The following is a 26,542-nucleotide window of genomic DNA, read 5'->3' on the forward strand; positions in this document are numbered from 1 at the left end:
AGCATCCGGCGAGTGCCGGTCGGTGATCGACAGGCTTGCCGATTGATGCCAACACCGTCTATGCCGCTGCGGCGGTTCCATATTCGAGCGGAAACGTGACTTCCACCAGAGCGCCATTCTCGTTGCTGATGGTGCTCGATCCGCCGAGCTGACGGGCGAATGCCTCCACCAGCCTGCTGCCCATGTTCTGCTTGCCGTCAATGGCTATCCCTGGCCCGTCGTCGGCCACGGTCAACGCGATCATGTCGTCGTCTCTCTGCTTCAGGCTTACCCGCAGAGTTCCGTCCTGCCTGCCGTGATAGGCATGCTTGAAGGCATTCGACACCAGCTCGTTGATTAGCAGGCCAAGCTGCATCGCCCGATCGCCGGAAAGACTGATGGGATTGATGTCGTATGTGATCACAACAGCCTGACCGTAGCCCTGCGCGATTTCCCGGGTCAACTTTTGCAGATACGGAGCTACCTCGACGGATTCGAACTTGTCGGAACTGTACATTTCCTCGTGCACTGCCACCATCGCGGCAATGCGCCCGAGCAGGCTCTTCTTGTCTTCAGGCGCCATCTTCTGCAACCGCACCAGCGACATGACGGTCTGGAGATTGTTCTTGACCCGGTGATGGATCTCCCGGAGCAGGAACGTGTTGCGATCGTTTGCCTTGGCCAATTCCGTCTGGCGCGCCTCGTCGGTCCGCAACAGCGCGATCATCTTGTAGACCAGATATCCCAAGGCAGCAGCCGCCGGCACTGCGATCGCCAGCCAGATCGAGATCGTCCGCCAGAAATTCGCCATGACGCTGTGCTGGTCCAGCGCGGCGATGGCGACGACCGGCCATGCATCCAGCTTCCAGTATCCAACGATCCGCGCCACCCCGTCGGCTGGCGAGGCGCGGCTGTCGTAAACGCCCGAAGGCGCCGTCTTCATCGCCTCGAAGACCGGGGATTTCGAAAGGTCCATGGATTCGATGGGGGGCGAACGGGCAATCAATGTGCCGTCCATCCGGATGAGGGTGATGGAGGAGCGATCGATGAATTCCAGCGATTCCTTGAGCCGCGCCAAAGTCGAAACCGGAATGGCGATCGTCGCCACGCCAGTCAGGACGCCGTCCGTGTCAAGCCGGCGCGCCATGACGAAGATCTGTTCGCCGTTGACCGTCTCGGTCAGCATCGGCGACAGGTAGATCTCCATGCCGCTGACCAGCTGCTTGAAATAATCAGACTGGCTGACATCCCGTTCGGCACTGTCGGGAGCGCTCGTATAGGTCAGTCGCCCCGACGCGTCATAGACGGCATACTGGAAGCCCGACGGCAGATCGCGCACCGCATCATCGAGATCGGCAATGGAAATGGAGCCGCGCTCGGCCTCCTCGCGCGGAACCACGTCCTCGATGCGCCACAGTGCCTGCGAACTGGCTGCAAAGATCCAGCCGAACTGTGTGGCCACCACCTGCGCCGAAGTCTGCACCCGCACGCGGGCATTGGATTGCTCGGACCGGTACTCCTTGGCGACCAGCAGCGCGCCGAGCACCGTGATCAGAACCAGCATGAGGAGGCCGAGATTGCGCACCACCGTGGTCGACAGCCTTGTGCCTTTGATGGCCTGATCCATGATGAGAGTCTCCCCGTGCGCGCCTGCGCCACTCAGCCGTGCAGGTATCTCCGAATGATGGCCAAAATCAAGCGCCACACGGGGCGGGAACCCATCGATGGAACCTCACCCATGCCCGCGGCGTTCTCCATGGCATGACCGAAGCAACTCCGCTTCGTTCCGGCAGGATCCACGCCATGAACCGTTTCGCACGCCTGGACCAGGCATTCGATCATTTCCTAGAAGAAAGCCTGTCATCCGGCACCGACCGGGTCAGCGGACTCGCCCGGGTCGGGGCGATCTTGGACCTGATGGGCCGGCGAAAACCGGGATCGGCGCTGCGGGACGTTCGGGACCGGTTGTCTCGGCACAGTGAGCGTTGGGAATGTCCGACGGCATGAATCTCAACCCAACAAAAACTCATTTCCGCCTCACAATTGCCCGACGCTGCGGCGAGAGGCCATGGCCATCATGCGCGTCCAGAGCTAAACGGATCAACCAGACCTGCATGCAAGTGAAACCGTTCTGATTCGCCACCTGCTCCGGTGGAAACCTTTTCATCTCATGCATCCGTGTGACCCGCTCCGGTCCTCCCGAACCTGGGCACCCTATCAGATCGAGGACGACCCATGGCGGACAGAAGTGCCAACCCAGCAGAGGAGCCTGTGACCTCAATCTCCGCTGCTTCCAGACCGGCACTGCCGATACGCTACGAATTTTGGGATGGCGAAAGCCTCTTCAAGACCGGTCGGGACCTGGCCGAAGCGTCCGCTTTCGATCTGCCCGCCTACGTACCCGTCCCATACGCCGAACGGCTGCGCTCCAACCAGCAGGCCATCCGCGCCAATTACGTCTCGATCCTCAAGGCCACCCGCGAACAGATGATCCTGACGCCCGCGGCCGAGTGGCTGCTCGACAACCATCACGTTGTCGACGAGAATTTCCGCCACCTCAAGCGGGATCTGTCGCTGAAATTCTATCGTCAACTGCCTGCGGTCCCCGCGCTCGACGGCCCCCCGGTGCCGCGGGCGCTGGGCATCGTCTGGACCTATATCGCCTGCTGCAACTCCGAGGTTTCCCTCAAGACGCTGACCGAGATCGTCAACGGCTTCCAGGCCTCGGACACGCTCACGATCGGAGAAATCTGGGCCATACCGTCACTGCTGCGCTTCGTGCTGCTTGAGAACCTGCGGCGGCTGTCGGACCGGGTCGAGCTTGCGCGCCAGCGCCGCTCGGCGGCCAACCGTCTTGCCGACCGGCTGGCGAGCTCCGATGAGCACGAGGCGGTGCTCATCGGCCACAATGGCGATGTCGACGACGACACATTCGCTGCGCAATTGCTGTACCGGTTTCGCGACGGGCCCGGGGAAGCGACGATGGCGCTCACCTGGCTTGAGGGCCAGCTTGCCCGCCGCGGCAGCAGCCCCGATCTTGCCGTGCAGACCGAGCACAACCGCCAGTCGTCCGGCAACGTCACCACCGGCAACATCATTCGTAGCCTCAAGCTCGTCGATGACATCGACTGGCTCAAATGGTTCGAATCCGTCAGCCGAATCGACGAGGTGCTGCGCGACGGCACCGATTACGACCGGCTCGACAAGGCCACGCGCAACGATTACCGGAACGCGATCGAACGCATCGCGCGCCGCTCCCCGATCGAGGAAATCGAAGTGGCCAGGATTGCCATCCGGCTGGCCGGTGGGCTGGAGGGCGAATGCAGGGCCATGTCAGGCCATTTTCTGGCCGGCAAGCGCATCCACGAACTCGAGGAAGCCTGCTCCTACCGACCGACATGGACGGAAAGGCTCTTCCGGACCTATCGCAAGGCGGGCTGGCTCGGGATCCTGATCCCGGGGGTAACTCTCTCGCTCGCCATGGTCGCCCTGGCCGCCTACATGCTGCCGCTGGCCCGGCTCAACCCCGGATTCGAAGTGCTGTTGCTGGTGCTGTTCTTCTTCCCGGCGTCTGAGGCTGCATCGGGTCTGGTGAACTTCTTCGCCTCGCGGCTCATCCGGCCGTCGCGCCTGCCCGGCTATGACTATTCCGCCGGTATTCCGCGCGAGAGCCGCACCCTGGTGGTCATCCCGTGCATGATCACCAACATCGATACGATCGACGAACTGGCTCGCAACCTGGAACTGCATTACCTCGCAAATTCACGCGGAGAAGTGTATTTCGCGCTCTTGTCGGACTGGCGCGACAGCGGCAAGGAAACGACGCCGGAAGACGATGCGCTGCTTGACCATGCCCGCAAGCGGATCGCCGAACTCGCGGAGCGCTACGCTCACACCGGCGCCCGGCGCTTCTTCCTGCTGCATCGCCGCCGCCTGTTCAATCCGCAGGAAGAAGTGTGGATGGGCTGGGAACGCAAGCGCGGCAAGCTGAGCGAGCTCAACCAGCTTCTGCGCGGCGACATGGACACCACCTTCCTGCCGTCCGAAGCGTTTCCGCCTGCCGACATCCGCTATGTACTGACGCTCGATTCCGACACCCGCCTGCCCCGCGATTCGGTTCCGGAGCTGGTGGCCAAGATGGCCCATCCGATCAACCACGCAATCTGCGATCCCGAGACCGGTGCGGTCACCTCGGGCTACTCCATCCTGCAGCCCCGCGTCACCCCCTCGCTGACCACCGGCGAGGAAGCCTCGCTTTATCAGCGCACCTTCTCGGTCAACCGCGGCATGGACCCCTATGTGTTCACGGTCTCCGACGTGTACCAGGACCTGCTCGACGAAGGCAGCTTCACCGGCAAGGGCCTTTACGATGTAGACAGTTTCGAGGCGGCTGTCGGCGGCAAGATCGATGAGAACACGGTCCTCAGCCACGATCTGCTGGAAGGCGCCTTTGCCCGCGCCGCGCTGGTCACCGATGTGCAGTTCGTCGAGGACTTCCCGATCCGCTACGAGGTCGACCGCTCCCGCCAGCACCGCTGGGTGCGCGGCGACTGGCAGTTGCTCCCCTTCATCTTCGATCTCGGCAACGGCATCGGCGCCACCTCGCGCATGAAGATGGTCGACAATCTGCGCCGCTCTGTCGTGCCGGTGACGTGGGTTGCGGCATCGCTTGCCGGCTGGCTGCTGCTCGATTACCCCTCCGCGGCGCTCTGGCAGTTCTCGCTGATGATGAGCATGATCGTCACGCCGGCAATGAATTTCAACGCCACGCTGATGCCGAGCCAGCCCGGCGTGTCGATCGCCCGACACTTGCGTTCGCTGGCCATCGACGCCGCCGCCCACATCGCCGAGATTGCGCTGCGCCTCACCTTCCTGATGGATCAGGCCGCCAGCATGATCGATGCGATCATCCGTACGCAGCACCGGCTCCATGTGTCGCGCAAGCACCTGCTCGAATGGCGCAGCGCCCAGCAGGTCCATCAGGAAGCCAAATCCGGTGCTGTCTATTACGCGCGCATGATGGCGGTGCCCTCGCTGGCTGCGCTTGTCTTCCTGGCGCTGGTTGCCGCGTTCAATCCCCAGAACCTTCTGCTTGCCGCGCCCTTCTGCCTGATCTGGATCCTGGCGCCGCTGGCCGCACTCTATGTCAGCCGCACGCTGGAGACCGAGGACCGGCTCCAGATCCGGCCCGAGGATGCCGCCGAACTGCGCAAATTCGCGCGCGAGACCTGGCGGTATTTCGAGGCCTTCGTCGATGCCGACAACAACTTCCTCCCGCCGGACAATTTCCAGGAGATCCCGCAGCCAAAGGTGGCGGAGCGCACCTCGCCGACAAACATCGGGCTCTATATGATGTCGGTTCTGTCGGCCCGGGATCTGGGCTGGATCAGCTTCAAGGACGCCATCCTCCGTCTCGGCCAGACCCTGGCCACCATCGAGAAGATGGACAAGCACAAGGGCCACCTGTTCAACTGGTACGACACGCGATCGCTCGCCGTTCTCGAGCCGCGCTATGTCTCGTCGGTCGACAGCGGCAACCTCGCGGGATACCTCATCGCCATCGCCTCCGCGCTGCGCGAGTGGTCGGGCAGCCCGAGCGTCTACATGTTCAGCAACCTGGACGGTATCGGCGACACGCTTCAGATCCTGCGCGAGAAGCTCGACCAGGTGCCGGCCCCCCGCAAGGCCCTGCGGCCGCTGCGCTCGCGCCTGATCAGTCACATCGAGGGGTTCAACGACACCTATATGGGGTTCAAGTCCAGCCCCGAGCTGGCGCCCATGCGCTCGATCAGCCTGTCAGTTGTCTCCGAGGACATCCGCAAGCTGGCCCGCGACTTCAGTGCCGAGATCAACACGCCCGCTTCGCGCGACATGGCTTGGTGGGCGGGCGCGCTGAAGGCCAATTGCGAGGCCTCGATCCAGGATGCCGTCATCGACATGGACGAGCTCAGTTCCCTGCGCGCCCATCTGTCCGATCTGGCCGAGCGGGCAAGGGCGCTCGCCTTCAAGATGGATTTCCGCTTCCTGATGAACCAGGAGCGCAACCTGCTCTCGATCGGCTTCCGTCCCGGCGAGCAGGAACTCGACAATTCCTGCTATGACTTGCTGGCGTCAGAAGCGCGGCTGGCGAGCTTCTTTGCCATCGCCAAGGGCGACTTGCCCAACGAGCACTGGTTCCGCCTTGGCCGGCCGGTGACGCCTGTCGGCATGAGCGGTGCGCTCGTGTCCTGGTCGGGATCGATGTTCGAATATCTGATGCCGCCGCTGATTATGCACGAACCGGTCGGCGGGCTGCTGAGCCAGTCCAACATCGCCGCCATCAACCGCCAGATCACCTATGGCGACAATCGCGGCATCCCGTGGGGCGTCTCCGAATCCGCCTTCAATGCGCGTGACCGCGAGATGAACTACCAGTATCATTCCTTCGGCGTCCCGGCGCTCGGCCTTAAGCGCGACCTGGCCGAAGATGTGGTGATCGCGCCCTACGCCTCGGCCATGGCCACCCAGTACCGCCCCAGGCAGGCACTGCGGAACCTCCGGGCGCTCGAGGCGCTCGGCGCCAAGGGCATCTACGGCTTTTACGATGCAGTCGACTACACCCCGTCGCGCGTGCCCGAAGGCGAGAAATCCGCCATCGTGCGCAACTACATGGCCCATCACCAGGGAATGGCGCTCGTGGCCATCACCAACGCTGTGATGGAGGGCATTCATCGCAGCCGCTTCCATGCCGACCAGGTGGTCCAGGCCGCCGCGCTGCTGCTGCAGGAAAAGGCGCCGCGCGAGATCGTGCCGGTGACCCAGGCGCCGGAATCCGCATCGAGGTCCGACGGCGCAGCCGAACTGCCCGGCGCCGGTCAGCAGATCATCTCCAATCCGCTGCATGCCCCGCGCCAGATCGCCATCCTTTCCAATGGCCGCTATTCGACGATGATCACCGCGACCGGCTCCGGCTATTCGCGGTTCGATGGCCTGGCGGTGACTCGCTGGCGCCCCGATCCCACGCTTGACGACTACGGCGTGCATCTGTTCATCCGCGACATGGAAACCGGCAACTGGTGGTCTGCAACTCCCGGCCCGTGCCCGGCGGCGGTCGAGACCGCCCATGCCAGCTTCACCGACGACAGGGCGGAGTTCCACAAGATCGCCAACCAGCTGGAGAGCCGTGTCGAATGCATCGTGGCCTCGGAGGCCAACGCCGAAGGACGCCGGCTGACCATCCGCAACCGCAGCGATCGGGAGCGGATGATCGAGATCACCTCCTACGGCGAAATCGTGCTGGAAAGGGACGACGCCGACCTCGCCCACCCGGCCTTCTCCAAGATGTTCATCAAGACGGAGATCCTGACCGCTGACGGCGTCATCCTGGCCTCCCGCAACAAGCGCACTGAACACGACCGCAAGATCTATTTCGCCCATCTGTTCAGCGAGAGCGTCGGCGTCAACGACCTGCAGGCCGAGACCGACCGCCGCGCCTTCATCGGCCGCGGCCGCAGCCTGCGCAACCCGGCCGCCTTCGACGCCGGCGCCCGGCTGGGCGGCTCGGACGGCTTCACGCTCGACCCGGTCTTCTCGCTGCGCAGGGTTCTGCGGATTCCCGCCGGGCAGAAGGTCAGTCTGGTGATGTGGAACATCGTCACCGAGGATCTGCCGGCCCGAGACGCGGCGGTCGCCCATTACCGCCGGGCGGAAACCTTCGACCACGAAAGCCGGCTTGCCTGGACCCATTCGCAGATCCAGCTGCGGCACGTCTCCACCACCATGGTGGATGCCGAGCTGTTCCGCCGCTACGCCAGCTTCATCGTCTATCCTGACACGTCGCTCCGGCATCAGGACAGCGAGCAGCGGGCGCAGATGCTGCCGCAGAGCGCCCTTTGGGCCCTGGGGATCTCCGGCGATGCGCCGATCATGGTGATCCGCATCGACAACGAGGCCGACCTGCCGATCGTGCGCAAGGCGGTGGCCATGCAGGAATATCTTCGGATCCACGGCGTGGAAATCGATGTCGCCGTGATCAACGAGCGCTCTTCCTCCTACACCCAGGATCTGCAGAACCAGATCGCGGCCATCGTCGATGTCGCCGTACGCCGCGGTCCGGGTGCCGACAAGCGCCACATGTTCGCGCTGCGCAAGGACCTGATGGGTGACACCGCATGGTCGAACCTGCTCGCCATCGCGCGGATTGTGCTCCACGCCCGCAACGGCAAGCTCTCCGAGCAGCTCAAGCGCTTTGACCAGAGCGCCGCCATGGCTGCGGAGCCCGATTACGAGGCGCGGCCGGCAACGCCGCTGCTGGCGCCGCCGCATTCGAGCTATCTGCCGGTGGTCCCCGTCCACGGCTTCCCCGATGAGGAGCTGGCCTTCTTCAACGGCATCGGCGGCTTTTCAGCCGACAAGCGCGAATATGTGGTCCGTCTGCGGCAGGGTGACCGCACCCCGCATCCGTGGATCAATGTCATTTCCGGCAAGCAGTTCGGATTCCATGTGTCCGCCGGCGGCGCCGGCTTCACCTGGGCGCGGAACTCGCGCGACTACCAGATTTCGCCCTGGTCCAACGACCCGGTCATCAATCGCCCTGGCGAAGCCTTTCACGTCGTCGACCTGCCGACCGGCCGCATCGCCGCGCCTTTCGCCTGTCTTTCCGACGATCCCGGCGCCATATTCGAGGCGCGCCATGGCATGGGCTATTCCCGCTTCCGCTCCTGGCAGGACTGGCTGAGCATGGACGTGACGCAGACGCTGGCTGGGGACCGCCCGGCCAAACTGACCCGGATCACGTTGACCAATCCGGGCGAGCGGACGTTGAAGCTGCGCGTCTTTGGTTATGTGGAGCTGGTGCTGGGCAACAACCGCTCGCGCACCGTCACCCAGATCTCGGCCGGCCGCGACGGGGATCGTGACGCGATTGCCGCCAGCAATCCCTACAGCGTCGATTTTGCCGACCGTGAGATGAGCTTCTCCGTGGACAGGCCGCTTTCCTGGTGGACCGTGTCACGCGAGGAATTCCTCGGTCACGGCGGCTCTCTGCAGCGGCCGAGGGCGGTGGCGCATGTCTCGGACCTGCCGGGCAGGCACGGCACCGGGGGCGACCCCTGCGCGGCGCTGGCGACCGACATCACCATAGAACCCGGCGCCACCGCCACGCTGTGCTTTGCCCTGGAGGACCGCCAGCGCCGTCATGACGACGCCGCGGCCGTTGCCGCGCCGGAACTCACCGCCGCTGATGTCGAAGGCTTCCAGGCCAAATCCAGTGCAACCTGGGAGAACTTCCTTCAGACCCTGCAGGTCGAGACTCCCGACTCCAAGCTGGACCTGATGGTCAACACGTGGCTGCCCTATCAAAGCCTTGCCTGCCGGATCAATGCGCGCTCCGCCTTCTACCAGGCTTCGGGCGCCTTCGGTTTCCGCGACCAGTTGCAGGACACGGCGGCGCTGCTGCTGCATGACCCTTCACTGGCGCGATTCCAGATCATCAATGCCGCCTCTCGCCAGTTCGAGGAAGGTGACGTGCAGCACTGGTGGCTTCCCGCCACCGGCGCCGGCGTGCGCACCATGATCTCCGATGATGTCGTCTGGCTCGGCCACTGCACGGCCGGATATGTGGACGCCACGGGCGACAGCGCGATCCTCGACGAGCAGATCGCCTTCATCAAGGGCGACCCACTCGCCCCGGGACAGCATGACGCCTTCTTTGTTCCCGAACGCAGCGGGAACCAAGCACCGCTCTACGAACATTGTGCACGCGCCCTGGATCTCGCCATCAAGCGCACCGGCAGCAACGGATTGCCGCTGATGCTGGGCGGCGACTGGAACGACGGCATGAACCAGGTGGGTGAAGGCGGCCGCGGCGAAAGCGTCTGGCTGGGCTGGTTCCTGGCCGATACCCTGGAGGCGTTCCTGCCGCACGCACGCCGGCGTGACGATACCGGCCGGGTCGATGCCTGGACCGCCCATCGCACCCACCTCGCCGAGGCGCTGGAAAGCGCCGGATGGGACGGCGACTGGTATCGACGGGCCTATTACGACGACGGTACCCCTCTCGGGTCGGCGACGAGTGACGAATGCCGCATCGACTCTCTCGGACAATCCTGGGCGGCGCTCTCCGGCGTCGGCGACAGCGAGCGCACGGAGACGGCCATGAACCAGGTGCTGGCCCGTCTGGTCGATCGTGATAACCGCATCATCCGCCTGTTCACCCCGGCTTTCGAGAAAACCGAGCGAAACCCCGGCTACATCAAGGGCTATCCGCCCGGCGTCCGGGAGAACGGCGGGCAGTACACCCATGCCGCCACCTGGGTGGTGATGGCGCTGGCGCGCCTCGGCCGCGGCAACGATGCCCATGCCTGCTTCGACCTGATCAACCCGATCACCCATTCGCTGACGCGCGAGGAGGCCGAGACCTACCGCACCGAACCCTATGTGGTGGCAGCCGACATCTACGGCGAGGGAGACCGCGCCGGTCGCGGCGGCTGGACCTGGTATACAGGGTCGGCAGGCTGGCTCTACCGCGCCGCCGTCGAAGGCATTCTCGGCATCAGCGTCCGCGACGGGGAAATCCTGACCGTCCGGCCGGCAGTGCCCGATGAGTGGCCGGGCTTTTCGGCGCGCATTACCCTGCTGGGCCGGCCGCGCGACCTGAAGGTCGTGCGCAGCCCAGCCGGCGGATATGCTGTCACGCTGGACGGCGTGGCGTCTCAGGACGGCGTCTTCGATCTGTCGACCGAAGGCGCCCTTCCGCCCGCGCGCGTCGGCTGAGCGGCGGGCCATTCGGACCCCAGACAAAAACACCCGCGGCGCCATCGGCACCGCGGGTGTCTTTTGTTCCATACCGCCGGGCCGGAGCCCGTGGTCGGATCCCTGACAGGGGCAGCCGGAGCATCCCATTTCAGCCGGCGCGATCCGTCATGCCGATCAAGGGGGTGGAGCCCGTCTGTTTTTCCGTGAACCGCTGACGCTCCAAGCTTTTGATATTTCGCCTTATCCTACGACGAAGTGAATGCAACTTCCTCTGGAAATGCTCCAATGACGGCGGCCGGTGTCACCCTGCCGAACCACGCTGCTTCGAAATCTGCGAAGGCAGTTCCGACACGCACCAATGGGGAATGTATCAGTTCGATTCCCCGGGCACGGCTGCCGGGACTGGATTGGTCTCGTTGGTGTCGAAGCCTGTCGCAAGCCAAGTCACCGCCGCGAGCGCGAACACCACCGCCAGAAAAACGACGAGAGTGTTCCGCGACCTGTTCGACCGCGCCTGGAGAGGCGTGACGCCTTCTTCTTTCAGAATCTCGGATTCGGTGTTCGGGTTGGGCATGAGCATCTCCTGTTGGACTTCACACCTTGACCAACGCCCCCTGACGGCGATGGTTCCTGCCGGCCCCGGCATCGGCAGGCGCCGAGACGACAGCCACGGCGGGGAACGGCCGTCATGGCCGCGTTATTCGATGACCACGCTGACGCTCGCGGCGCGTCCACGGGCGTCGATCACCGTGAGGTTCGACGTACCCGCGCCGTCGGGCGACCACGAGATGTTGCGCCGCCGGGTGGTATCCGGCAATGGACGTCCGTTGACGATCCAGCGATAGGGCGCGGTTCCGCCCTGCAGCTTCAGCGCCAGCGGCTGCGCTGTCCCTGCCCCAGCGGCGGCCCCCAGATCCACCCTCGCGCCATCGGGGGGAAAGACGATTTCGGGAGCACTGGCCATCAGCGGTCCCTCGCCCATCGCCCCGTCCGGCCGGAACTTCCGCAGCGCGAACGGCAGGTCGGCGCGCGACCGGGCCCGGATGCCGGCAAGCCGTCTCGGCAGCGCCGCCAGTTCCACGCCCGAACGCGCGAAGGCATCAAACAGCAGCGGCGCCGCGGTCGACACCCCGGCCATGCCCGGAACCGGCGTGGCGTCGGCGCGCCCGACCCAGACACCGAGCACGTGCCGGCCGTCAAAGCCGATCGCCCAGGCGTCGCGGTAGCCGTAGCTGGTGCCGGTCTTGTAGGCGATGGCGAGCCGCGCCGCCTCCTGCGGCGCCGGCACGCCGGCGAGAATGTCGAGCGTCTCCCAATTGGCCACGGGACTGAGCACCGGCGCATCGAGCGGCGCCGGAGGCCGCGGGTCGATGCCGTCGCTGAGTACCGTTGCCGCTCCATTGTTGGGAAAGATCGTGTAGAGCTGCACCAACTGCCTCAGCGTCAGCCCCGCGCCACCGAGTCCGATCGCCAGCCCGGGCGCGCCGCCATCGGGCAGGTCAAGCCTGACGCCGCCGCGCCTGAGCCGCGCCAGCAGCCGCTCGGGCGCTACCGCCTGCAGCAGCCTTACCGCCGGTACGTTGAGCGAACGCTGGAGGGCGTCGCGCACCGTCACCTCGCCCTGATAGCTCAGATCGAAATTCCGCGGCCGGTAGCCGGAAAAATTGGCAGGCGTGTCATCGATCAGCGTCTCGGGCGCCACCACCGCATCCTCGAGCGCAAGACCGTAGATGAACGGCTTGAGCGCCGAGCCGGGCGAACGGATTGCCCGCGTCATGTCGATGGCGCCGAAGCGCTGATCATCAAGAAAACCGGTCGACCCCACCGAGGCGATGATCTCGCCGCTGTGCGCATCCGCCATCACCAGGGCGACGGACTGGCGCGGACCGAGCCAACCCGCCGCCTCGGCGGCAACCTTTTCCAGATTTCGCTGCACCTCGGCATGGATGGTAAGCCGGATCTCCTGGTCCATCGGCCGGGTTCGCACCGCCTCGTCGGCCAGATGTGCGGCAAGGTCCGGCATGGTCTGGCGGCGATGCGGAACCGCCGCCAGCGCCGCGCGCCCGACTTCGGATTGAGGCAGCAGACCCGCCTCGTGCATCCGCCGCAGCACCCGGTCCCGGGCAATCCGCGCCTCGCCGGGATGCCGGTCCGGCCGTCGCGCCTCCGGCAGCTGCGGCAGCGCCACCAGCAGCGCCGACTGCGACAGGGTGAGCTTCCGCGGCTCCCGACCGAACCAGGACAGGCTCGCCGCGCGCACTCCCTCGATGTTTCCGCCATAGGGCGCATAAGAGAGATAGCGAGCGAGGATCTCGTCCTTGGTCAGCCGTCGTTCGATCTGCAGCGCGCGCGCCATCTGGCGGAGCTTTGCTGTCACCGACCGCTCGTCGCGCGGCTCGATCAGCCGCGCCAGCTGCATGGTCAGCGTCGAGCCGCCCGAGACGATGCGCCCGCCATGGCTCACGAACTGCCAGCCGGCACGCAGCACCGCCAGCGGGTCCACGCCGTGGTGCCGGCGGAAGCGCCGGTCCTCGTAAGCGATCAGCATGGCGATGAAATCCGGATCGACGGCGGACAGCTCGACCGGCAGCCGCCAGCGTCCGTCCGGCGCCGCATAGGCCCTGAGCAGCGCCCCGCCCTCGCCCGTCACCTGCCGCGACAGGCCGGCGGAGTGGTCGAGCGGCGGCGGGAAGGCCCGGTCGGCCCAGGCCAGGCCCGCAGCGCTGATGCACACGACGGACGCCACGGCGGCGGCTGTGGCCAGAAAGACCCGGAATCGACGGCGCATCAGGGCGCCGCCGTGATTTCCAGGATGCCGGTGGCCGTTCGCGCCGCCAGTTCCGGCCGGTACATGTTCTCGACCACGGCCGCCGGCAACGTGTAGGTGCCGGGGGAGACCGCGCGCACCACATAGGCCGCCTTGAAATCCCGGCTCGACGACGCGGTGCGGTCAAAGGCCGCCACGAACCGGTCGGCGCGGAATTCCGCGTGGTTGGCGTCCGCCGCCCCGAGCCAGTCCATGTTGGAGAGTTCGGCGCTGCCGACCAGCCGCGGATTGTCGATGACGAAGCCGGCGGGCAGCAGGTCGGTGACGATGACCCGCGACGTCCAGGACGCCGCCTCGCTCATCTGCAGCACCACGACGAAACGCTGGTTCTGCTCGACCTCGGAGATCGAGACCGGCTCGCCCTCCAGCGTGTAATAGCCCTTGTCGATGGTGAAGCCGTCGCCGCCCGCCGTCAACGGCTGCAACGGAGCGGCAATCGTCGTCACCACCGCATCGACCGGCTCGGGACCGCGATTGACCAGCGTCAGCGGTTCGGCCAGCAACTCGTCGCCGCTCATCCGCCGCGAATAGGCGCCCGTCTGCTCCTCGCCGTTGACATTGAGTGCAATCCCCCTGTTGGCCTCGGAGAGCGCGCGGGCGGCAAGCACCATCCAGACATTCTCCTGAGTGCTGGTCTGCCGCCGCTGCTCCAGCTGGCCGCTGACGAAGCCCACCAGTTCGCCGAGGAATTCCGCACTCGGGCTCGATTCGCTGGCAAGCGCCAGGATGCCGGCGCCGTCGCGGAGCGTGGAGCCATAGTCGCTGCGCGAACTCACCAGCCCCGCCGACGACTTGACCTGGACGAAGGCCGAACGGAAGCTTTCGACCGCCCTCGGCGCATCGCCGTAGAGCGACAGCGCCGCCCCGATCTGGGCCCGCGCCAGCGGCTCGGAAAAGGACTGGAGGCGCGTGTCGGAATAGTAGCGCAGGTCGCTCGCCGATGCCTTGCGATTGCGCGCCAGCACATAGAGCGCATAGGCCATGCCGGAGCCGTCCGCCGCCACGTCGGTCGTGTAGGCCAGAGTGTTCTGCAGGCTGTCGATCGCCAGACGGCTGGCCTCGGGCGGCACCGCAAACCCCTTTTCGGCCGCACGCGTCAGGAAGTCGGTCACATAGGCATCAAGCCAGAGGTCTCCCGACCCCGGACCCCACAGGCCGAAACTGCCCGATGACGACTGGTAGGACACCAGCCTGGTGATGGCGTCGTTGATCCGCTTGGCGACAGCCTGATCGCTGTCGAAGCTGCCACCCTCCTCGAGTTCGCTCAGATAGAGCAGCGGCAGCGCCCGGCTGGTCGTCTGCTCGGCGCAGCCATAGGGGTAGCGGTCGAGCGCCATCAGCAGGGAGCCGACATCGAAGGCGGCGTTGCGGGTGACACCGACGGTGACCGCGGCGCCTTCGTGCACGTTGCCCTCCATGAGTTCGCGGTCGATCCGCAGGGTGCCGCCATTGCCGGCCAGCGCAACCACCCGCCGGGTGGTCACCGGCATCGCCGATGGCCGCACCTCGATCTGCTCCACATGGCTGACCGCCAGTCCCGAGGGACCCTCGAGACTGACTGTGATGGTGTCGGTCCCGATCGCCATGCCGGTCAGCGGCAGCGACAGCGTCGCCCTGCCGCCTTCGGCAAGGGTGAGTGACTGGCTCGTCTCTCCGCCGATCTCCACCCGGCCGTTGCCGGAGGCAAGCGCCACCTGATAGGTGCCGGCGGGAGCATCGGTGTTGGCGAAGTCGACGCGGAGCCGGGATTCGTCTCCGGGTGTCAGGAATTGCGGCAGGCTCGCCGTCATCACCACCGGATCGCGCACGATGATGTCCTTCTCGGCGTGACCCACGCCCTTCGCGCTCCACGCCGCCACCGAGACCCGGACCGTGCCGTTGAACTGCGGCAGGTCGAAGCTGACCTCGGCCATGCCATTGGCATCGACCTCGATCGGCCCCTCGAAGAAGGCCACCAGCTTTTCCTTGGGCGGGCTGCCATCGGCGCGCATCTCGGCGCCGTCGCCGCCCGTGCGGATGCGACCGGCAACCCCGGCCGACCCGTCGATGAGATTTCCGTAGATGTCGCGGATCTCGAGCCCCAGCATGCGCTGACCGAAATACCAGGATTCGGGATCCGGTGTTTCGTAGCGCGTCAGGTTGAGGATGCCGACATCGACGGCGGCAATCGACACATAGGCCTGCTGTCCCGCCAGCCCCGCAAGACGCACAGGCACCCGCAGCGGCTCGCGCGGCGGCAGCTGCGCCGGCAGGTCGATCGCCACGTCGAGCTTGCGCCCGCCGGGCTCGACGGTCAGCCACTTGACCCCGATGGCGCGGGCCGGCATGCGCGATTCCGCTTCACCCGCAGGCCGGAACAGCGTCGCCGTCACATAGGCGCCGCTGCCCCAGTCCTCCGTCACCGGCAGGTCGATGGTGACGCCGTCCACACCCGCGGACGCGGTATCGACCGTGATCAGCCGCTCGGCGCCGACCGTGACCAGCACCTCGCCGGCAAAGCGCGGCGAGATCCTGAGCCTTGCCGTATCTCCCGTCTGGTAGCTGTCCTTGTCGAGCGCGATTTCCAGCCCGTCGGGCGTCTCGGTCGAGGCGGCGGCGACATACCAGCCGGCGTCGAACAGAACGCTTGATTCGGCCCCCTCGCCGCCGGCGATCTCCAGCCTGTAGCGACCCCAGCCCACGGGCACCGAAATCGTGGCCACCCCGTCGGTGCCGATATCGACCGTCCCGTCATCGACTTTGGTGGAAAGATCGACCGGCTCATAGCTCCAGCTGTCGCCGCTGCGGTACCACTGGTACTGGCGCTCCACCCGGACCAGGGTCCATTCGGCGCCATCCATGGCGACGCGCGAGCCGTCGGGCGCCACCGCAATCACCGCGAACCCCGCCTCGCCGCCTTCCTTGGCCTGGCCGCCCTCGAACAGCGGGCGGATGCCGATGCGATCGCCGTCGGCCTCCACCTCCAGCGTCGTCTGCCGCTCCACCGCCCTGCCCCCCGCTTCCTTCAGGCGGATGGTGACCTCGGCGGTGACGAACTGCGTCGTTGCCATCACCTCGTCGACGGCGACCTCGACTTCGCCGTGCCCGTTCTCGTCGAGCGGCTCGATGCTGTCGAGCGCGATGCGGGCGTCGCTGATTTCCTCGTCGGCGAGACCGAACTCGTAGCCGGGAAAAGCTTCGCGACCGCGCGAGCGGCGCAGCACCACCTCGCCCTCGGCGGACAGGCCCGCCGCCGGCGCGCCGTAGAGATAGCGGCCGTCGATGGCAACCGTGGCCGGCTCCCCCGTGGTCAACGGCACAGCCGGAGCCGTCAGGTCGAATTCGATCCGGTCGGGCTGGAAATCCTCCACCAGGAATGTCTTCTCGATCAGCACGTCCCGGTCCGGATCGGTGAAGATCCGCGCCCGCCAGGTGCCGGTCATCGAGTTGTCGGCGAGCGCCAGCGCCAGCGCATGGCCGCCGAGCGCCGCGCCGTCGCTGACCAGACGCCGGTCCTCGACACCGTCGGGCCGCTGCAGCACCACGGTGAGCGGAATGCCGGTCAGCGCCTCCGCCTTGTCGTCGCGCACAAGCGCCGAGAGATGAACGGTCTCGCCGGGGCGGTAGATGCCGCGCTCGGTCCAGGCCATCACGTCGATGGCGCCCGGGGCGACGCGCCCGGAAACGCCGCGGTCGGAAAGATCGAAGCCACCGCGCGTGAGGTCTAGAAAGACGAAATCATCCTCGCCGCTGCGCGCAAGAAGCGCCGCCGGCGCAAGCCCGGCCGTGCCGCGCATCAGCCCTGCGGTGAACACCGCCTTGCCGTCGGCATTGGTGCTGGCGGTGCCCAGCACCTCGTTGTTGCGGGCAAGCAGCGTCAGCGTGACGTCGCCGACCGGCCTGGCGGACTCCAGCGAACGGATGAAGACCGACAGGCCGTCGGTTCCGGCAAAGGTCGACAGTCCGAGATCGGAGACGACGAACCACTGCGTGGCCCTGGGCGCCCAGTCATCGCTCTTGTCCCCCTCCGCCACGGCGGTGAGCACATAGACGCCGGGCCTGCGCTCGGGCAGAACCTCGTCGAGCGGGATGGAGGTTACCACCTCCTTGTTCGCCGCGGGCGTCACCTCGATGTCGCCTTTCCACACCGGCTCCCCGGTCTCGTCGGCCAGGCGCCCGGTGCTGTACGAGTCGAGCTGGTTGAGGAAGTCGGACCCCGCCAGCACGGTGGTCAGTGCCCGCTCGCCCACGCGGTAGAGATTGAGATGGGCCACGGTGGCGTTGATCGACACCATCGGGATGCCGTGCCGCCCCTTGGAGGGCAGGACGAAGTTGCTGCCGGTAAAGCGCACCGTCGGCGCCCGGTCGCGCACATAGACGGTCAGCTCGACCGGCGCCTCCAGCGCCTCGTCGATGGCCGCCGGCAGTCCTTCCCGCAGGGTCACGTGATAGCGCTGGCCGTGTTCGAGCCCGTCCACGCAGATCTGCTGGCCCTCCACCTCGATGGCCGCGCTGGGCGCCTCCGGCACGCTGACATAGCCGGCATAGTCGAGGTCGCCCCGCAGCGCCTCGGAAAACTGCACGCAGATGCGCGGCGTGGTGGCGTCGGAGTCGACCGCATTGTCAACGACGCGAAACCCCTTGCGGCTGCGCAACTCGGCATAGCTGGCCCGAAGCCCGGGCGTTTCCCTGATGGCGAGGCTTGCCCGCCAGGAATCGAGAGCCGGCCGCCAGTCTTCTGTGGCGACGAAGGCCGTGCCGAGCGCGGCCAGCGCATCGGCACGCAGCGTTGCCGTCCGGGATGTCCGATAGGCATTGATGGCGGAGGATATCGCCACCGAGCGCAGGCCGCGGGCCACCGTGTCGTCGACCGGCTTGTAGGCATTTGCGGCACGCGACAGCTCGAGCCAGATGTCGCCGCGCTCCGGATCGGCGGCGACGCCGGCAGCGAAGCCGCGGATGGCGGCGGCATAGTCGGACGCGCCCATGGCGGCGGTGGCGTTGCGCATCAGCGCATCGGCACTCAGCGAAGCGCCGTCATGATTGGCCATGTTGCGGTCGCGGTAATTGCGCGCCTCGTCGCTGCTCGTGGCCGGCAGGAAGCCCAGATCCGGCGCGGCACCGATGTCGGGTTCACCCGTGTCGGCGACCACGCGTCCGGCAACGGCGCCGGGAAAGCTGTTGATCTGGTTGTAGTCGGACTTCAGGAAACACCAGGCTGCCCTGGTGTTGTAGGTGAACGCCTTGCACTGGCTGTCGCCGAGGCAGATTGCCTTGCAGTCGTCGAGACCGATGTTCTGCACCGTGCGCAGGTCGAAGCCGAAATAGTCTGAATCGGGCGTGGTCTCGATCGTCCGCCCGTCGGCGGCAAGCGCCGGAAGCGCGGCAAAGATCAGGAGCAACAGAGCGGCAAAACGCGACACCTTCAGCATGACACACTCCCACGTCAACAACTTGCCCCTCGGCCGGCCCGGCAGGATTCAACCTTGCGGAACCGCGCTCACGATAGACCTGAAGCGTGACATTCGGAAGCGCCCGCTGCGGAAATACTTGCCGCTTCTACTTCCCTCGTGAAACCGCACCATGCAGACCCGGCGGCACGCCCGCGCCGACCCGGCGCGGTCGCCGCGTGCCGGGTCGGCGATGCATCGGGCCGCGGCGGCTCGGCAGGGAACGCCGCCGGTCAGCACCGCCTCGCGCCCCATCGCGACGTTCAGCTAAAGCACATCGCGTGAATTCGCATTCACGCGATGTGCTTTAGCTCTTTGTAATTATGCATGTCGTGATCCCGAAACCGCTGCACACTTTCGGGCGGCATGCACTATTGCCGACACCTGTCAGTCGACGGACCCCGCGCCCTGGTCCTCGTTGTCCGCGTCCGGCGTCACGTCCAGCACCGCCGCCCGCATGGAGACCCCGGCCGGCTCGGCCATGCAGTTGCTCATGCAGGGCTCGGTCTTGTCGGCCATGCCGGGTTCCGACTTGCGGTCGTCCTCGATGAAGTTGTCCTCGTTGGGCAGGCGCGCCTGCGAGAAATTGTCCTTGCTGAGCTCGAAATCCTCGTCGGTGACGATGTCGTTGAGATAGAGCACATAGGCGGTCAGCGCATAGACATCGTCATCGCTGAGCGACCTGGCATTGCCGAACGGCATGGCGCGGCGGACATAGTCGTAGACCGTCGAGAGATAGGGCCAGTAGGAGCCGATGGTCTTGACCGGGCGCTCGCGCGTCAGTGTGTCCTGCCCGCCCGCCAGCACCGGCCAGCGACCGGCGCCCTCGCCGAAATCACCATGGCAGCTCGCGCACTGTTCGGCAAAAATGGTTTCGCCTTGCGCCACCGTCCCCTGGCCCGCCGGGAGCCCAAGCCCGTCCGGCCGGACGTCGATGTCCCAGGCGGCGACCTCGTCGGCGGTTGCCGGCCTGCCGAGGTGCAGCACGCCGTGTGCGGCCGCGGCTTCGGCGCTGCCGGTTTCCATTTCCGGCGCTGCCGGCGTCCCGGCAGCCGTTTCGGCCGGTTCGGCGGCTGGTTCTGCCGGGGCGGCGTCGGCCGCCTTGTCGGGCCCGCCGAACGTCTTCAGATAGGCGATGACATCGGCGATGTCGTCGTCCTTCTTGAGTCCCGCGAAGGCCATCTTGGTGCCCTTGAGGAAACCCTTGGGGTCGGCAAGGAACTGCGACAGCGTGTCCTCCGACCAGACGAGACCGTCCGCGCCGGCAGCCACGATGGGCTTGGAATACCGGTAGCCTTCGACCGTGGCAGCGGCCCTGCCGACCACAGCGTTCAGTTCCGGTCCGACCCGGTTCTTGGCTCCTTCGCCCACCGCATGGCAGGCGCTGCACTTCTTGAACACCTTTTCCCCAAGTGCCGGGTCGCCATCGGCGTGCGCCGGGCCGGGTGCGAGCAACAGCACGCCGCCCACGAATGCACCGACGGTGAACATCTCAAGAAATCTCGACATTTTCAACCATCCCGTCTGTCCTGACCTGCCAGGTCTGTATGCCATTGTTGTGATAGATCGAATTGACACCGCGAACGGCGCGAAGCGCGTCCTTCGTCGGCTGCACATAGCCGTCCTCGTCGATGGCGCGCGACTGCAGGAACATCTCCGATCCGTCCCAGTCGATTTCCAGATAGAACCGGTGCAGCGCCTTGGGCAGGCTCGGTCCGTCGATCCGCGCCGTGCGCCAGTTGCGGCCGCCGTCGATGGTGACATCGACGCGGGAGATCCGACCGCCGCCCGACCAGGCAAGCCCGGTGATCACCAGCGGCCCCTTGCCGTGGGTGACCGGCGCCTGCGGGCTGGGGCTGGTGATCACCGACTTGACGTCCATCAGGAAGGTATGCCGGCGCGCCTTGCCGTCGGGCATGAGGTCAGTGTATTTCGACGTCTCCTCGCGCTGCGCCCAGGGCGCATCGCCCACTTCCAGGCGCCGGAGCCACTTGACCCACATGTTGCCCTCCCAGCCGGGCACCACCAGCCGGACCGGATAACCCTGTTCGGGGCGAAGCGCCTCGCCGTTCATCTTGAAGGCGACCAGGCAATCGTCGAGCGCCTTGTCCATCGGAATCGAGCGGGTCATGGCGGACGCATCGGCGCCCTCGGCAAGCAGCCACGAGCCGCCCGGCTTCACCCCGGCTTCGGCCAGCAGGTATCTGAGCGGCACGCCGGTGTACATCACGCAATGGACCATGCCGTGGGTGAACTGACAGCCGTTGAGCTGGGCGCCGCGCCACTCCATGCCGGAATTGGCCGCGCATTCGAGGAAGTAGATGCGGTTCTCGCGCGGGAACCGCTTAAGGTCCTCCATCGTGAAGACCAGGGGCGTATCGACCATGCCGTTGATTATGATCCGGTGGTCGGCGGGGGCGATCACCGCCTTGCCGCCGTGATGGCGCTCGAAGCACAGTCCGTTGGGCGTGATGATGCCGTCGAGCTCGTGCAGCGGCGTGAAGTTGATCGACGAGATCGGGTCGGCCGTCAGCCAGGGGACATCGCGGCGCACCACTTCGGCCTCGAATTGCGACGGCTGGCCATAGGGTGCCGCGTCGACGCCATCGCCGGGATAGCGGTTCCAGTCCTGAATCTCGGTGATCAGCGGATCGCCCGCCGCCCGCGCAGCGGCGGATCCCGCCATCAGCGCGGCGCCGCCGGCAAGTCCCGACTTCAGAAAGGATCGTCGCGACCGCTGCAACGCGGAGTCGATGATGCTCGTGGATGTCATGCGCATCTCCAGGTAGGTACTCGTGCTGTGAATTCGTCAGCGCCGTCGGGCGCCTGTGCTGCGGTCAGGCGATGACCTTGACCGAATGGTTTTCGTTGACCGTGACGACGGGATTCTTCGCCAGATGCGCCTCGACCACGTCCCAGATCGGCGGGCCTTCAGTCGCCTCGTTGACCGATGCCCAGCCGGCGACCGCGTAGTCGCGGCCGGCCTCGATCGCCTCGCCGGACTTGAGCAGCGTCATGCCGGAAATGCGCGAGCCGATCGGCTGGTTGATGTCGATCGTGTAGCCCATCCCGCCGAGCCGGACCATGTCGCCGCCCTGCTGGTAATAGGGGTCGGTGTTGAACAGGTTGTCCGCCACGTCCTCTAGGATGTCCTTGATCGTGGTGCCGGTCATCATCGATCGGTAGGCGGCCGGATAGGTCATGGCGCAGGCGCTGTGCAGATCCTCCACCGTGATCGCCTGCCCTGGCAACAGGCTCGCGCCCCATCGGAAGCCCGGCGACAGCGAGATGTCGGCCTCGCGCTCCGACAGCAGCGCATCGCAGAACAGGTCGTCGAAGGTGCCGTTGAAATTGCCGCGGCGGTAAAGCAGCGAGTCCGTCCGGCCGAGCTCGCGGGCGAGTTCCGCCTCGTAGGGCGCGCGCACCTTGTCGATCAGCGCGGTCATCTCCGCATCCGGCGCGATCACGTCGGAAAACACCGGGATCAGCCTGTGGCCGTAGCCCTGCACCTTGCCGCCGCGCACGTCGAGATCAACCCGCGAGACGAACTTGCCGTTCGAGCCCGAGGCAATGACCAGCGTCTGGTTGACAATGACCGGCTCGGGCAGCGCATCATGGGTGTGGCCGGTGAGAATGACGTCGATGCCCTCGACGCGGCTCGCCATCTTGCGATCTACGTCAAAGCCGTTGTGCGACAGGAGCACCACCACGTCCGCGCCGGCGGCGCGGGCGTCCGCCACGTTCTTGATCACGTCCTCCTCGCGGATGCCGAAGGACCAGTCCGGGAACATCCAGCGCGGATTGGCAATCGGCGTGTAGGGGAACGCCTGGCCGATGACGGCGACCTTGACGCCGCCCTTCTCGAACATCTTCCAGGCCTCGAAGGCCGGCTCGTTCCACTCGGCGTCGTAGATGTTACCGCCGAGGAACGAGAACGGCAGACCATCGACAAGCTCCTTGACGCGCTCCGCGCCATAGGTGAATTCCCAGTGCCCGGTCATGGCGTCGGGCGAGAGTGCGTTCATCAGCTCGACCATGTCGGCGCCGGCGGTCTGGTTGGCGGTGTAGGAGCCCTGCCAGGTGTCGCCGCCGTCCAGCAGCAGCACATTGTCCTCGCCGCGGTCGGCGCGGATCCGCTTGACGATCGTCGCCACCCGGTCGAGACCGCCCATCCGACCGTAGCTCTTGGCCAGCGAGACGAAATCCTCCGATGTCAGCGCATAGGCCTGAGGGCTGCCCGGCTCGATGTTGTAGAGCTTGAGGAAGTCGGCGCCGGTGACATGCGGCGGCAGGCCCTTGACCTCGCCGACGCCGAGATTGATCGACGGCTCGCGGAAATACAGCGGTTTGACCTGGGCATGGATGTCAGTGATGTGGATCAGCGTGACTGTGCCGACTCCGTCCATCGACAGGAGATCGTCCTCGCTGAGCATCTGCTGGGCGGACGCTTTGCTCCAGCCGCCCCGAAAGTCCGGGCCGGCGATGGCGGAGAGCGCCACCGTTGCCATCAGGAATTCGCGCCGATTGATCATGTCTCAACTCCGGACAATATTCCGCTCCGGCCGGCTCGTGGCCAGCGTCGGGGCATGCGTTGGATTTCAATAGTCGATCCGGGCGGCGCGCTGCCGCCCGGCATATGGCGCCTACTGGCGAACCGAGGGCGTTTCGACCGACAGGCCGGTTCCCCGCCAGGTGACATAGGTCTCAAGCGCCATCAACTCGTCCGAGAATGCCTTCGGAAATTCGGCCCGGGTGTCGCGGATGCAGCCGCGGAAGCGGTTGTGCAGCGATGTCAGGCCGGAATTGAGGCGATAGGTCGGAAAGCCGTTGACCTGACCCTGGCTGAGATGGTCGGCGCGGATGTACTTGCCCATCGAAGCCTCGTGGCAGGAGGCGCAGGACAGGTTGAGCTGGCCGGTGCGGGTGTAATAGACATCCTTGCCCTTTTCCCACCACGACTGCAGGTCGCCCTGGGTCAGATCCAGCTGCACCGGCACGCCCAGCGACTGGTTCTTGATGAAGGCTGTCAGTTCCCGCTGCCCGCCCTTGTCGAATTCATAGGCCTCGGCGCCCATGTTCTCGGTCCGGCACTTGTTGATCTGCAGTTCGATGTTGATCGGCTTCTTCGAGTCGGCGTCCCACTTGGGATAATTGGCCGCAATGCCCTTCATGCTGACCGAAGCGTCGTCGTGGCAGCTGGCGCAGGACTTGCCGGCCGTGCCCTCGACCGTGTTCCAGATCGCTTCGCCCTCCTCGACAGCAAGCATGCCGGGATTTTCGAACGAATCAACCTCAAGCGCGCGAGTCTCGCCTTCCCGGAAGAGCCAGCCGGACAGGACCTCGTCGAAGGGATGCCCTTCCGGTGCCTTGGCGCGGGAAATCATTTCCTGTCCGTCGATCACCAGCGTGTCGTCGACCGGATCGGCCCTCGAGCCCACCATGCCGGCCAGCAGCATCGCCAGCGCCAGTCCCGATGTCATCAATCGCTTAGTCACTTCAATTCCTCCCACCGAAGAACAACAAAGGGCCCCAACCCGTTGCATCTTCTCTATTTCACCTCGATTGCCTGCTCGCTCTCATAGACCGAGCCGTCATCATCGACCCAGGTGAACTTGAAGCTGCCGCTTTCCGGCACCTTGGCGTTGAACTCGAAATAGGGGTTGGCGGAGATCGCCGGATCGAGGTCGCACTCAAACACCGTCGTGCCGTTGAAGGCACAGGTGAACTTGTTGATGATCTGGCGCGGGATGGGATTGCCATCCTTGTCCTTGCGCTGCCCCGATTCCATTTCGTGGCTGATCAGCGTCTTGATGGTGATCACCTCGCCAGCCGAAGCGGTCTTGGGGATCTTGATGCGTGGTTTTGGATTTGCCATTGCCGTTGTCCTGTCCTGAAATCAGCCGCCGCAGCCGCCGATGGTCACCTTGACTTGTTTCTTGTCGATGAAGACCGATCCGTCCTTCATCTTGGCGACTGCGATGACGTTCTGGGTCTTGGCCAGCCGCATGCGGGTCGTGGCCTCAGCCGAACCGCTGAGCTCGGAGAAGCGGAACGTCGCCACCTGCGGATTGGGGTTGCCCTCGGCGAAGATGATCACCGAATCGACCATGTCGTCGCCGCTCATGGCGCTGTCGACCGAAATCGACACCGGAACGGTGTTGCCGTTCTCGGCGATTTCCGGTGCTGTCAGCGTGATCTTGCCCGTCTCCGGCTTCTTGCCGCCGGTGAAGTCCATTATCGCCTTTTCGGTGTCCTCGACTGCCGCCAGGGCAAGGTCGAAAGGAAGGCCGATCACCGCCATGCCCGCGACGCCCGCGGTCAGGGTTAGCATCTGTCGTCGTGTCAGTTGCATGTCTGCAAGCTCCTTGTGGCTTGTTATTTTAGTGTGCCGAGATAGGCGACCACATCTTCCACTTGCTGGGCGGAGAGAATGGTCTGGCCCTCGCGCGCCTTGACGACATCCTTGCCGACATCAAGCGAATAAAAGCCGGGCATCACCGTTTCGGATGTGAACACCTGCTTGGCATTGATGACGATCTCGCGCAGCATGGCCTCGTCGTAGCGCTCCGCGACGCCGTCGAGCGAGGGTCCGACATTGCCGTGAAAGAGATCCTTGCTCATGTCCTTGTTGGCATGGCAGGCAAGGCAGTTGCCCAGCCCGCGATCCTTGAACGCGGCAGCCCCCGCCTCCACGTCTCCTTGGACGCCGGTCAGCGATACGCTGACGCCGTCATCGCCGAACGCCACGTCGTTCGGGGCCACTTCCGCCGCCGCGGCGCCGGCCACCAGACAGGGCACGAAGACCAGTGCTGTAATTGTTGTCCGCCAATTCATCGGGCGCATTCCTCCTCCACTATGCCGGAACGGCGATGGCCGCTCTCGGCTCCCGGGTTCAATGTACCGGGCCTCATCACGAGTTTCAACGAAATAATATGGTTTTTTGAATATGTCAAAAACCATGTTCCGCGCTATGCCCTTGCCACGGATCCTACTCGCCAGTCAATTTGCCCTGCGCGCGCAACTCATTGATTATACGCGCATGATACTGCTGGAAATGCTCGTCTCCCTCGTATCCCTTCTCGCGCACCCAGCGGAACATGTTGAGAAACGTGTGCTTGCCGAAGGCGCCCGGCATGGCGACGACCGCAGCTTCCGCCGTCGTCTTTCCCTCGGGAATCACGTCCGGCAGGAAGATCATCGTCGGCGTGAAGACATAGCCCCACTTGCGCGCGGCGGTCTTCTCGGTGAGCACTTCGCCATCGAGATCGGTCACCTCCTCGTCGCCGAACATGTTGAACTGCACGACCTTGAAGTTGGCCTTGATGTAGTCGGCCACCTCCGGGTCGGCGAGCAGTTCCTCGTGCATCTTGGCGCAATAGATGCAGCCCCGCTGCTCGATGATCAGCACCAGCCGCTTGCCCTCGTCATTGGCGGACTGGATGTCCTCGGCGACGTCCTTGAAGGTGAGGGAAAACCAGTCTTCCTTGTGAAGTCCGTCGTCGCCCATGGTCGCCGCACCTGCGAGACCCGACAGGGCCGTCAGCGCGGCAAGTATCAGAACCGTGCGTCTCAT

The 26,542-nt window shown here is 65.5% G+C and carries 14 protein-coding genes; 2 read left to right on the forward strand and 12 right to left on the reverse strand.

What is annotated here, in order from left to right; genetic code table 11:
- Nucleotides 1-58: 58 nt before the first annotated feature.
- Nucleotides 59-1,606, reverse strand: a complete 1,548-nt coding sequence (locus DFR52_RS03770) for a sensor histidine kinase (protein ID WP_110030551.1) — start codon at nucleotides 1,604-1,606, stop codon at nucleotides 59-61.
- Between the two features lie 176 nt (nucleotides 1,607-1,782).
- Between DFR52_RS03770 and DFR52_RS24150 the strand changes: the two genes are divergently transcribed.
- Together DFR52_RS24150 and DFR52_RS03780 are read left to right on the forward strand one after the other, a co-directional pair.
- Nucleotides 1,783-1,986 (forward strand): hypothetical protein, encoded by a 204-nt coding sequence (locus DFR52_RS24150; protein WP_146215532.1) that lies wholly within the window; start codon nucleotides 1,783-1,785, stop codon nucleotides 1,984-1,986.
- A gap of 228 nt (nucleotides 1,987-2,214) precedes the next feature.
- On the forward strand, nucleotides 2,215-10,731 hold the full coding sequence (locus DFR52_RS03780; protein ID WP_110030553.1) for a glycoside hydrolase family 94 protein: 8,517 nt from the start codon (nucleotides 2,215-2,217) through the stop codon (nucleotides 10,729-10,731).
- A 352-nt stretch (nucleotides 10,732-11,083) separates the two neighbouring features.
- Here DFR52_RS03780 and DFR52_RS03785 read toward each other — a convergent pair whose 3' ends face one another.
- From DFR52_RS03785 to DFR52_RS03835, 11 genes are all read right to left on the reverse strand, one after another.
- Complete coding sequence (locus DFR52_RS03785) at nucleotides 11,084-11,287, reverse strand: hypothetical protein (RefSeq protein ID WP_110030554.1); 204 nt, start codon at nucleotides 11,285-11,287, stop codon at nucleotides 11,084-11,086.
- Nucleotides 11,288-11,410: 123 nt separating this feature from the next.
- Nucleotides 11,411-13,501 (reverse strand): penicillin-binding protein 1C, encoded by a 2,091-nt coding sequence (gene pbpC / locus DFR52_RS03790; protein ID WP_110030555.1) that lies wholly within the window; start codon nucleotides 13,499-13,501, stop codon nucleotides 11,411-11,413.
- On the reverse strand, nucleotides 13,501-18,951 hold the full coding sequence (locus DFR52_RS03795; protein ID WP_110030556.1) for an alpha-2-macroglobulin family protein: 5,451 nt from the start codon (nucleotides 18,949-18,951) through the stop codon (nucleotides 13,501-13,503). Before DFR52_RS03795 ends, pbpC begins: the two co-directional genes overlap by 1 nt.
- 405 nt (nucleotides 18,952-19,356) lie before the next feature.
- Entirely contained in the window at nucleotides 19,357-20,478 is a 1,122-nt protein-coding gene (locus DFR52_RS03800) for a c-type cytochrome (protein ID WP_110030557.1), read from the reverse strand.
- Nucleotides 20,462-21,742 (reverse strand): sulfite dehydrogenase, encoded by a 1,281-nt coding sequence (gene soxC / locus DFR52_RS03805; protein ID WP_110030558.1) that lies wholly within the window; start codon nucleotides 21,740-21,742, stop codon nucleotides 20,462-20,464. The genes DFR52_RS03800 and soxC overlap by 17 nt, the downstream gene beginning before the upstream one ends.
- Before the next feature lie 64 nt (nucleotides 21,743-21,806).
- Entirely contained in the window at nucleotides 21,807-23,501 is a 1,695-nt protein-coding gene (gene soxB / locus DFR52_RS03810) for a thiosulfohydrolase SoxB (RefSeq protein WP_110030559.1), read from the reverse strand.
- A gap of 111 nt (nucleotides 23,502-23,612) precedes the next feature.
- The gene (gene soxA, locus DFR52_RS03815; protein ID WP_245415214.1) at nucleotides 23,613-24,425 is read right to left on the reverse strand and encodes a sulfur oxidation c-type cytochrome SoxA; all 813 of its coding nucleotides are present in this window, start codon (nucleotides 24,423-24,425) and stop codon (nucleotides 23,613-23,615) included.
- Nucleotides 24,426-24,517: 92 nt separating this feature from the next.
- The gene (gene soxZ / locus DFR52_RS03820) at nucleotides 24,518-24,844 is read right to left on the reverse strand and encodes a thiosulfate oxidation carrier complex protein SoxZ (RefSeq protein WP_110030560.1); all 327 of its coding nucleotides are present in this window, start codon (nucleotides 24,842-24,844) and stop codon (nucleotides 24,518-24,520) included.
- 21 nt (nucleotides 24,845-24,865) lie between these two features.
- Nucleotides 24,866-25,321, reverse strand: a complete 456-nt coding sequence (gene soxY / locus DFR52_RS03825; RefSeq protein WP_110030561.1) for a thiosulfate oxidation carrier protein SoxY — start codon at nucleotides 25,319-25,321, stop codon at nucleotides 24,866-24,868.
- A 23-nt stretch (nucleotides 25,322-25,344) separates the two neighbouring features.
- Complete coding sequence (soxX, locus tag DFR52_RS03830) at nucleotides 25,345-25,803, reverse strand: sulfur oxidation c-type cytochrome SoxX (protein WP_110030562.1); 459 nt, start codon at nucleotides 25,801-25,803, stop codon at nucleotides 25,345-25,347.
- A 154-nt stretch (nucleotides 25,804-25,957) separates the two neighbouring features.
- Nucleotides 25,958-26,542 carry a thioredoxin family protein gene (locus DFR52_RS03835; RefSeq protein WP_110031114.1) on the reverse strand — a complete coding sequence of 195 codons (585 nt, stop codon included), beginning with the start codon at nucleotides 26,540-26,542 and terminating at the stop codon, nucleotides 25,958-25,960.

Origin of the sequence: Hoeflea marina, assembly GCF_003182275.1 — a bacterium.
GTDB classification, from domain to species: Bacteria; Pseudomonadota; Alphaproteobacteria; order Rhizobiales; family Rhizobiaceae; genus Hoeflea; species Hoeflea marina.

Bases quoted from the DNA above. Each gene is read 5' to 3' on its own strand.
- DFR52_RS03780 (WP_110030553.1), top strand. From the start codon at position 2,215: ATGGCGGACAGAAGTGCCAACCCAGCAGAGGAGCCTGTGACCTCAATC.
- DFR52_RS03795 (WP_110030556.1), bottom strand. From the start codon at position 18,951: ATGCTGAAGGTGTCGCGTTTTGCCGCTCTGTTGCTCCTGATCTTTGCC.
- pbpC (WP_110030555.1), bottom strand. From the start codon at position 13,501: ATGCGCCGTCGATTCCGGGTCTTTCTGGCCACAGCCGCCGCCGTGGCG.
- DFR52_RS03770 (WP_110030551.1), bottom strand. From the start codon at position 1,606: ATGGATCAGGCCATCAAAGGCACAAGGCTGTCGACCACGGTGGTGCGC.
- soxA (WP_245415214.1), bottom strand. From the start codon at position 24,425: ATGCTGCTGGCCGGCATGGTGGGCTCGAGGGCCGATCCGGTCGACGAC.
- DFR52_RS03800 (WP_110030557.1), bottom strand. From the start codon at position 20,478: ATGTCGAGATTTCTTGAGATGTTCACCGTCGGTGCATTCGTGGGCGGC.
- DFR52_RS03835 (WP_110031114.1), bottom strand. From the start codon at position 26,542: ATGAGACGCACGGTTCTGATACTTGCCGCGCTGACGGCCCTGTCGGGT.
- soxB (WP_110030559.1), bottom strand. From the start codon at position 23,501: ATGATCAATCGGCGCGAATTCCTGATGGCAACGGTGGCGCTCTCCGCC.
- soxC (WP_110030558.1), bottom strand. From the start codon at position 21,742: ATGACATCCACGAGCATCATCGACTCCGCGTTGCAGCGGTCGCGACGA.
- DFR52_RS03785 (WP_110030554.1), bottom strand. From the start codon at position 11,287: ATGCCCAACCCGAACACCGAATCCGAGATTCTGAAAGAAGAAGGCGTC.
- soxY (WP_110030561.1), bottom strand. From the start codon at position 25,321: ATGCAACTGACACGACGACAGATGCTAACCCTGACCGCGGGCGTCGCG.
- DFR52_RS24150 (WP_146215532.1), top strand. From the start codon at position 1,783: ATGAACCGTTTCGCACGCCTGGACCAGGCATTCGATCATTTCCTAGAA.
- soxZ (WP_110030560.1), bottom strand. From the start codon at position 24,844: ATGGCAAATCCAAAACCACGCATCAAGATCCCCAAGACCGCTTCGGCT.
- soxX (WP_110030562.1), bottom strand. From the start codon at position 25,803: ATGAATTGGCGGACAACAATTACAGCACTGGTCTTCGTGCCCTGTCTG.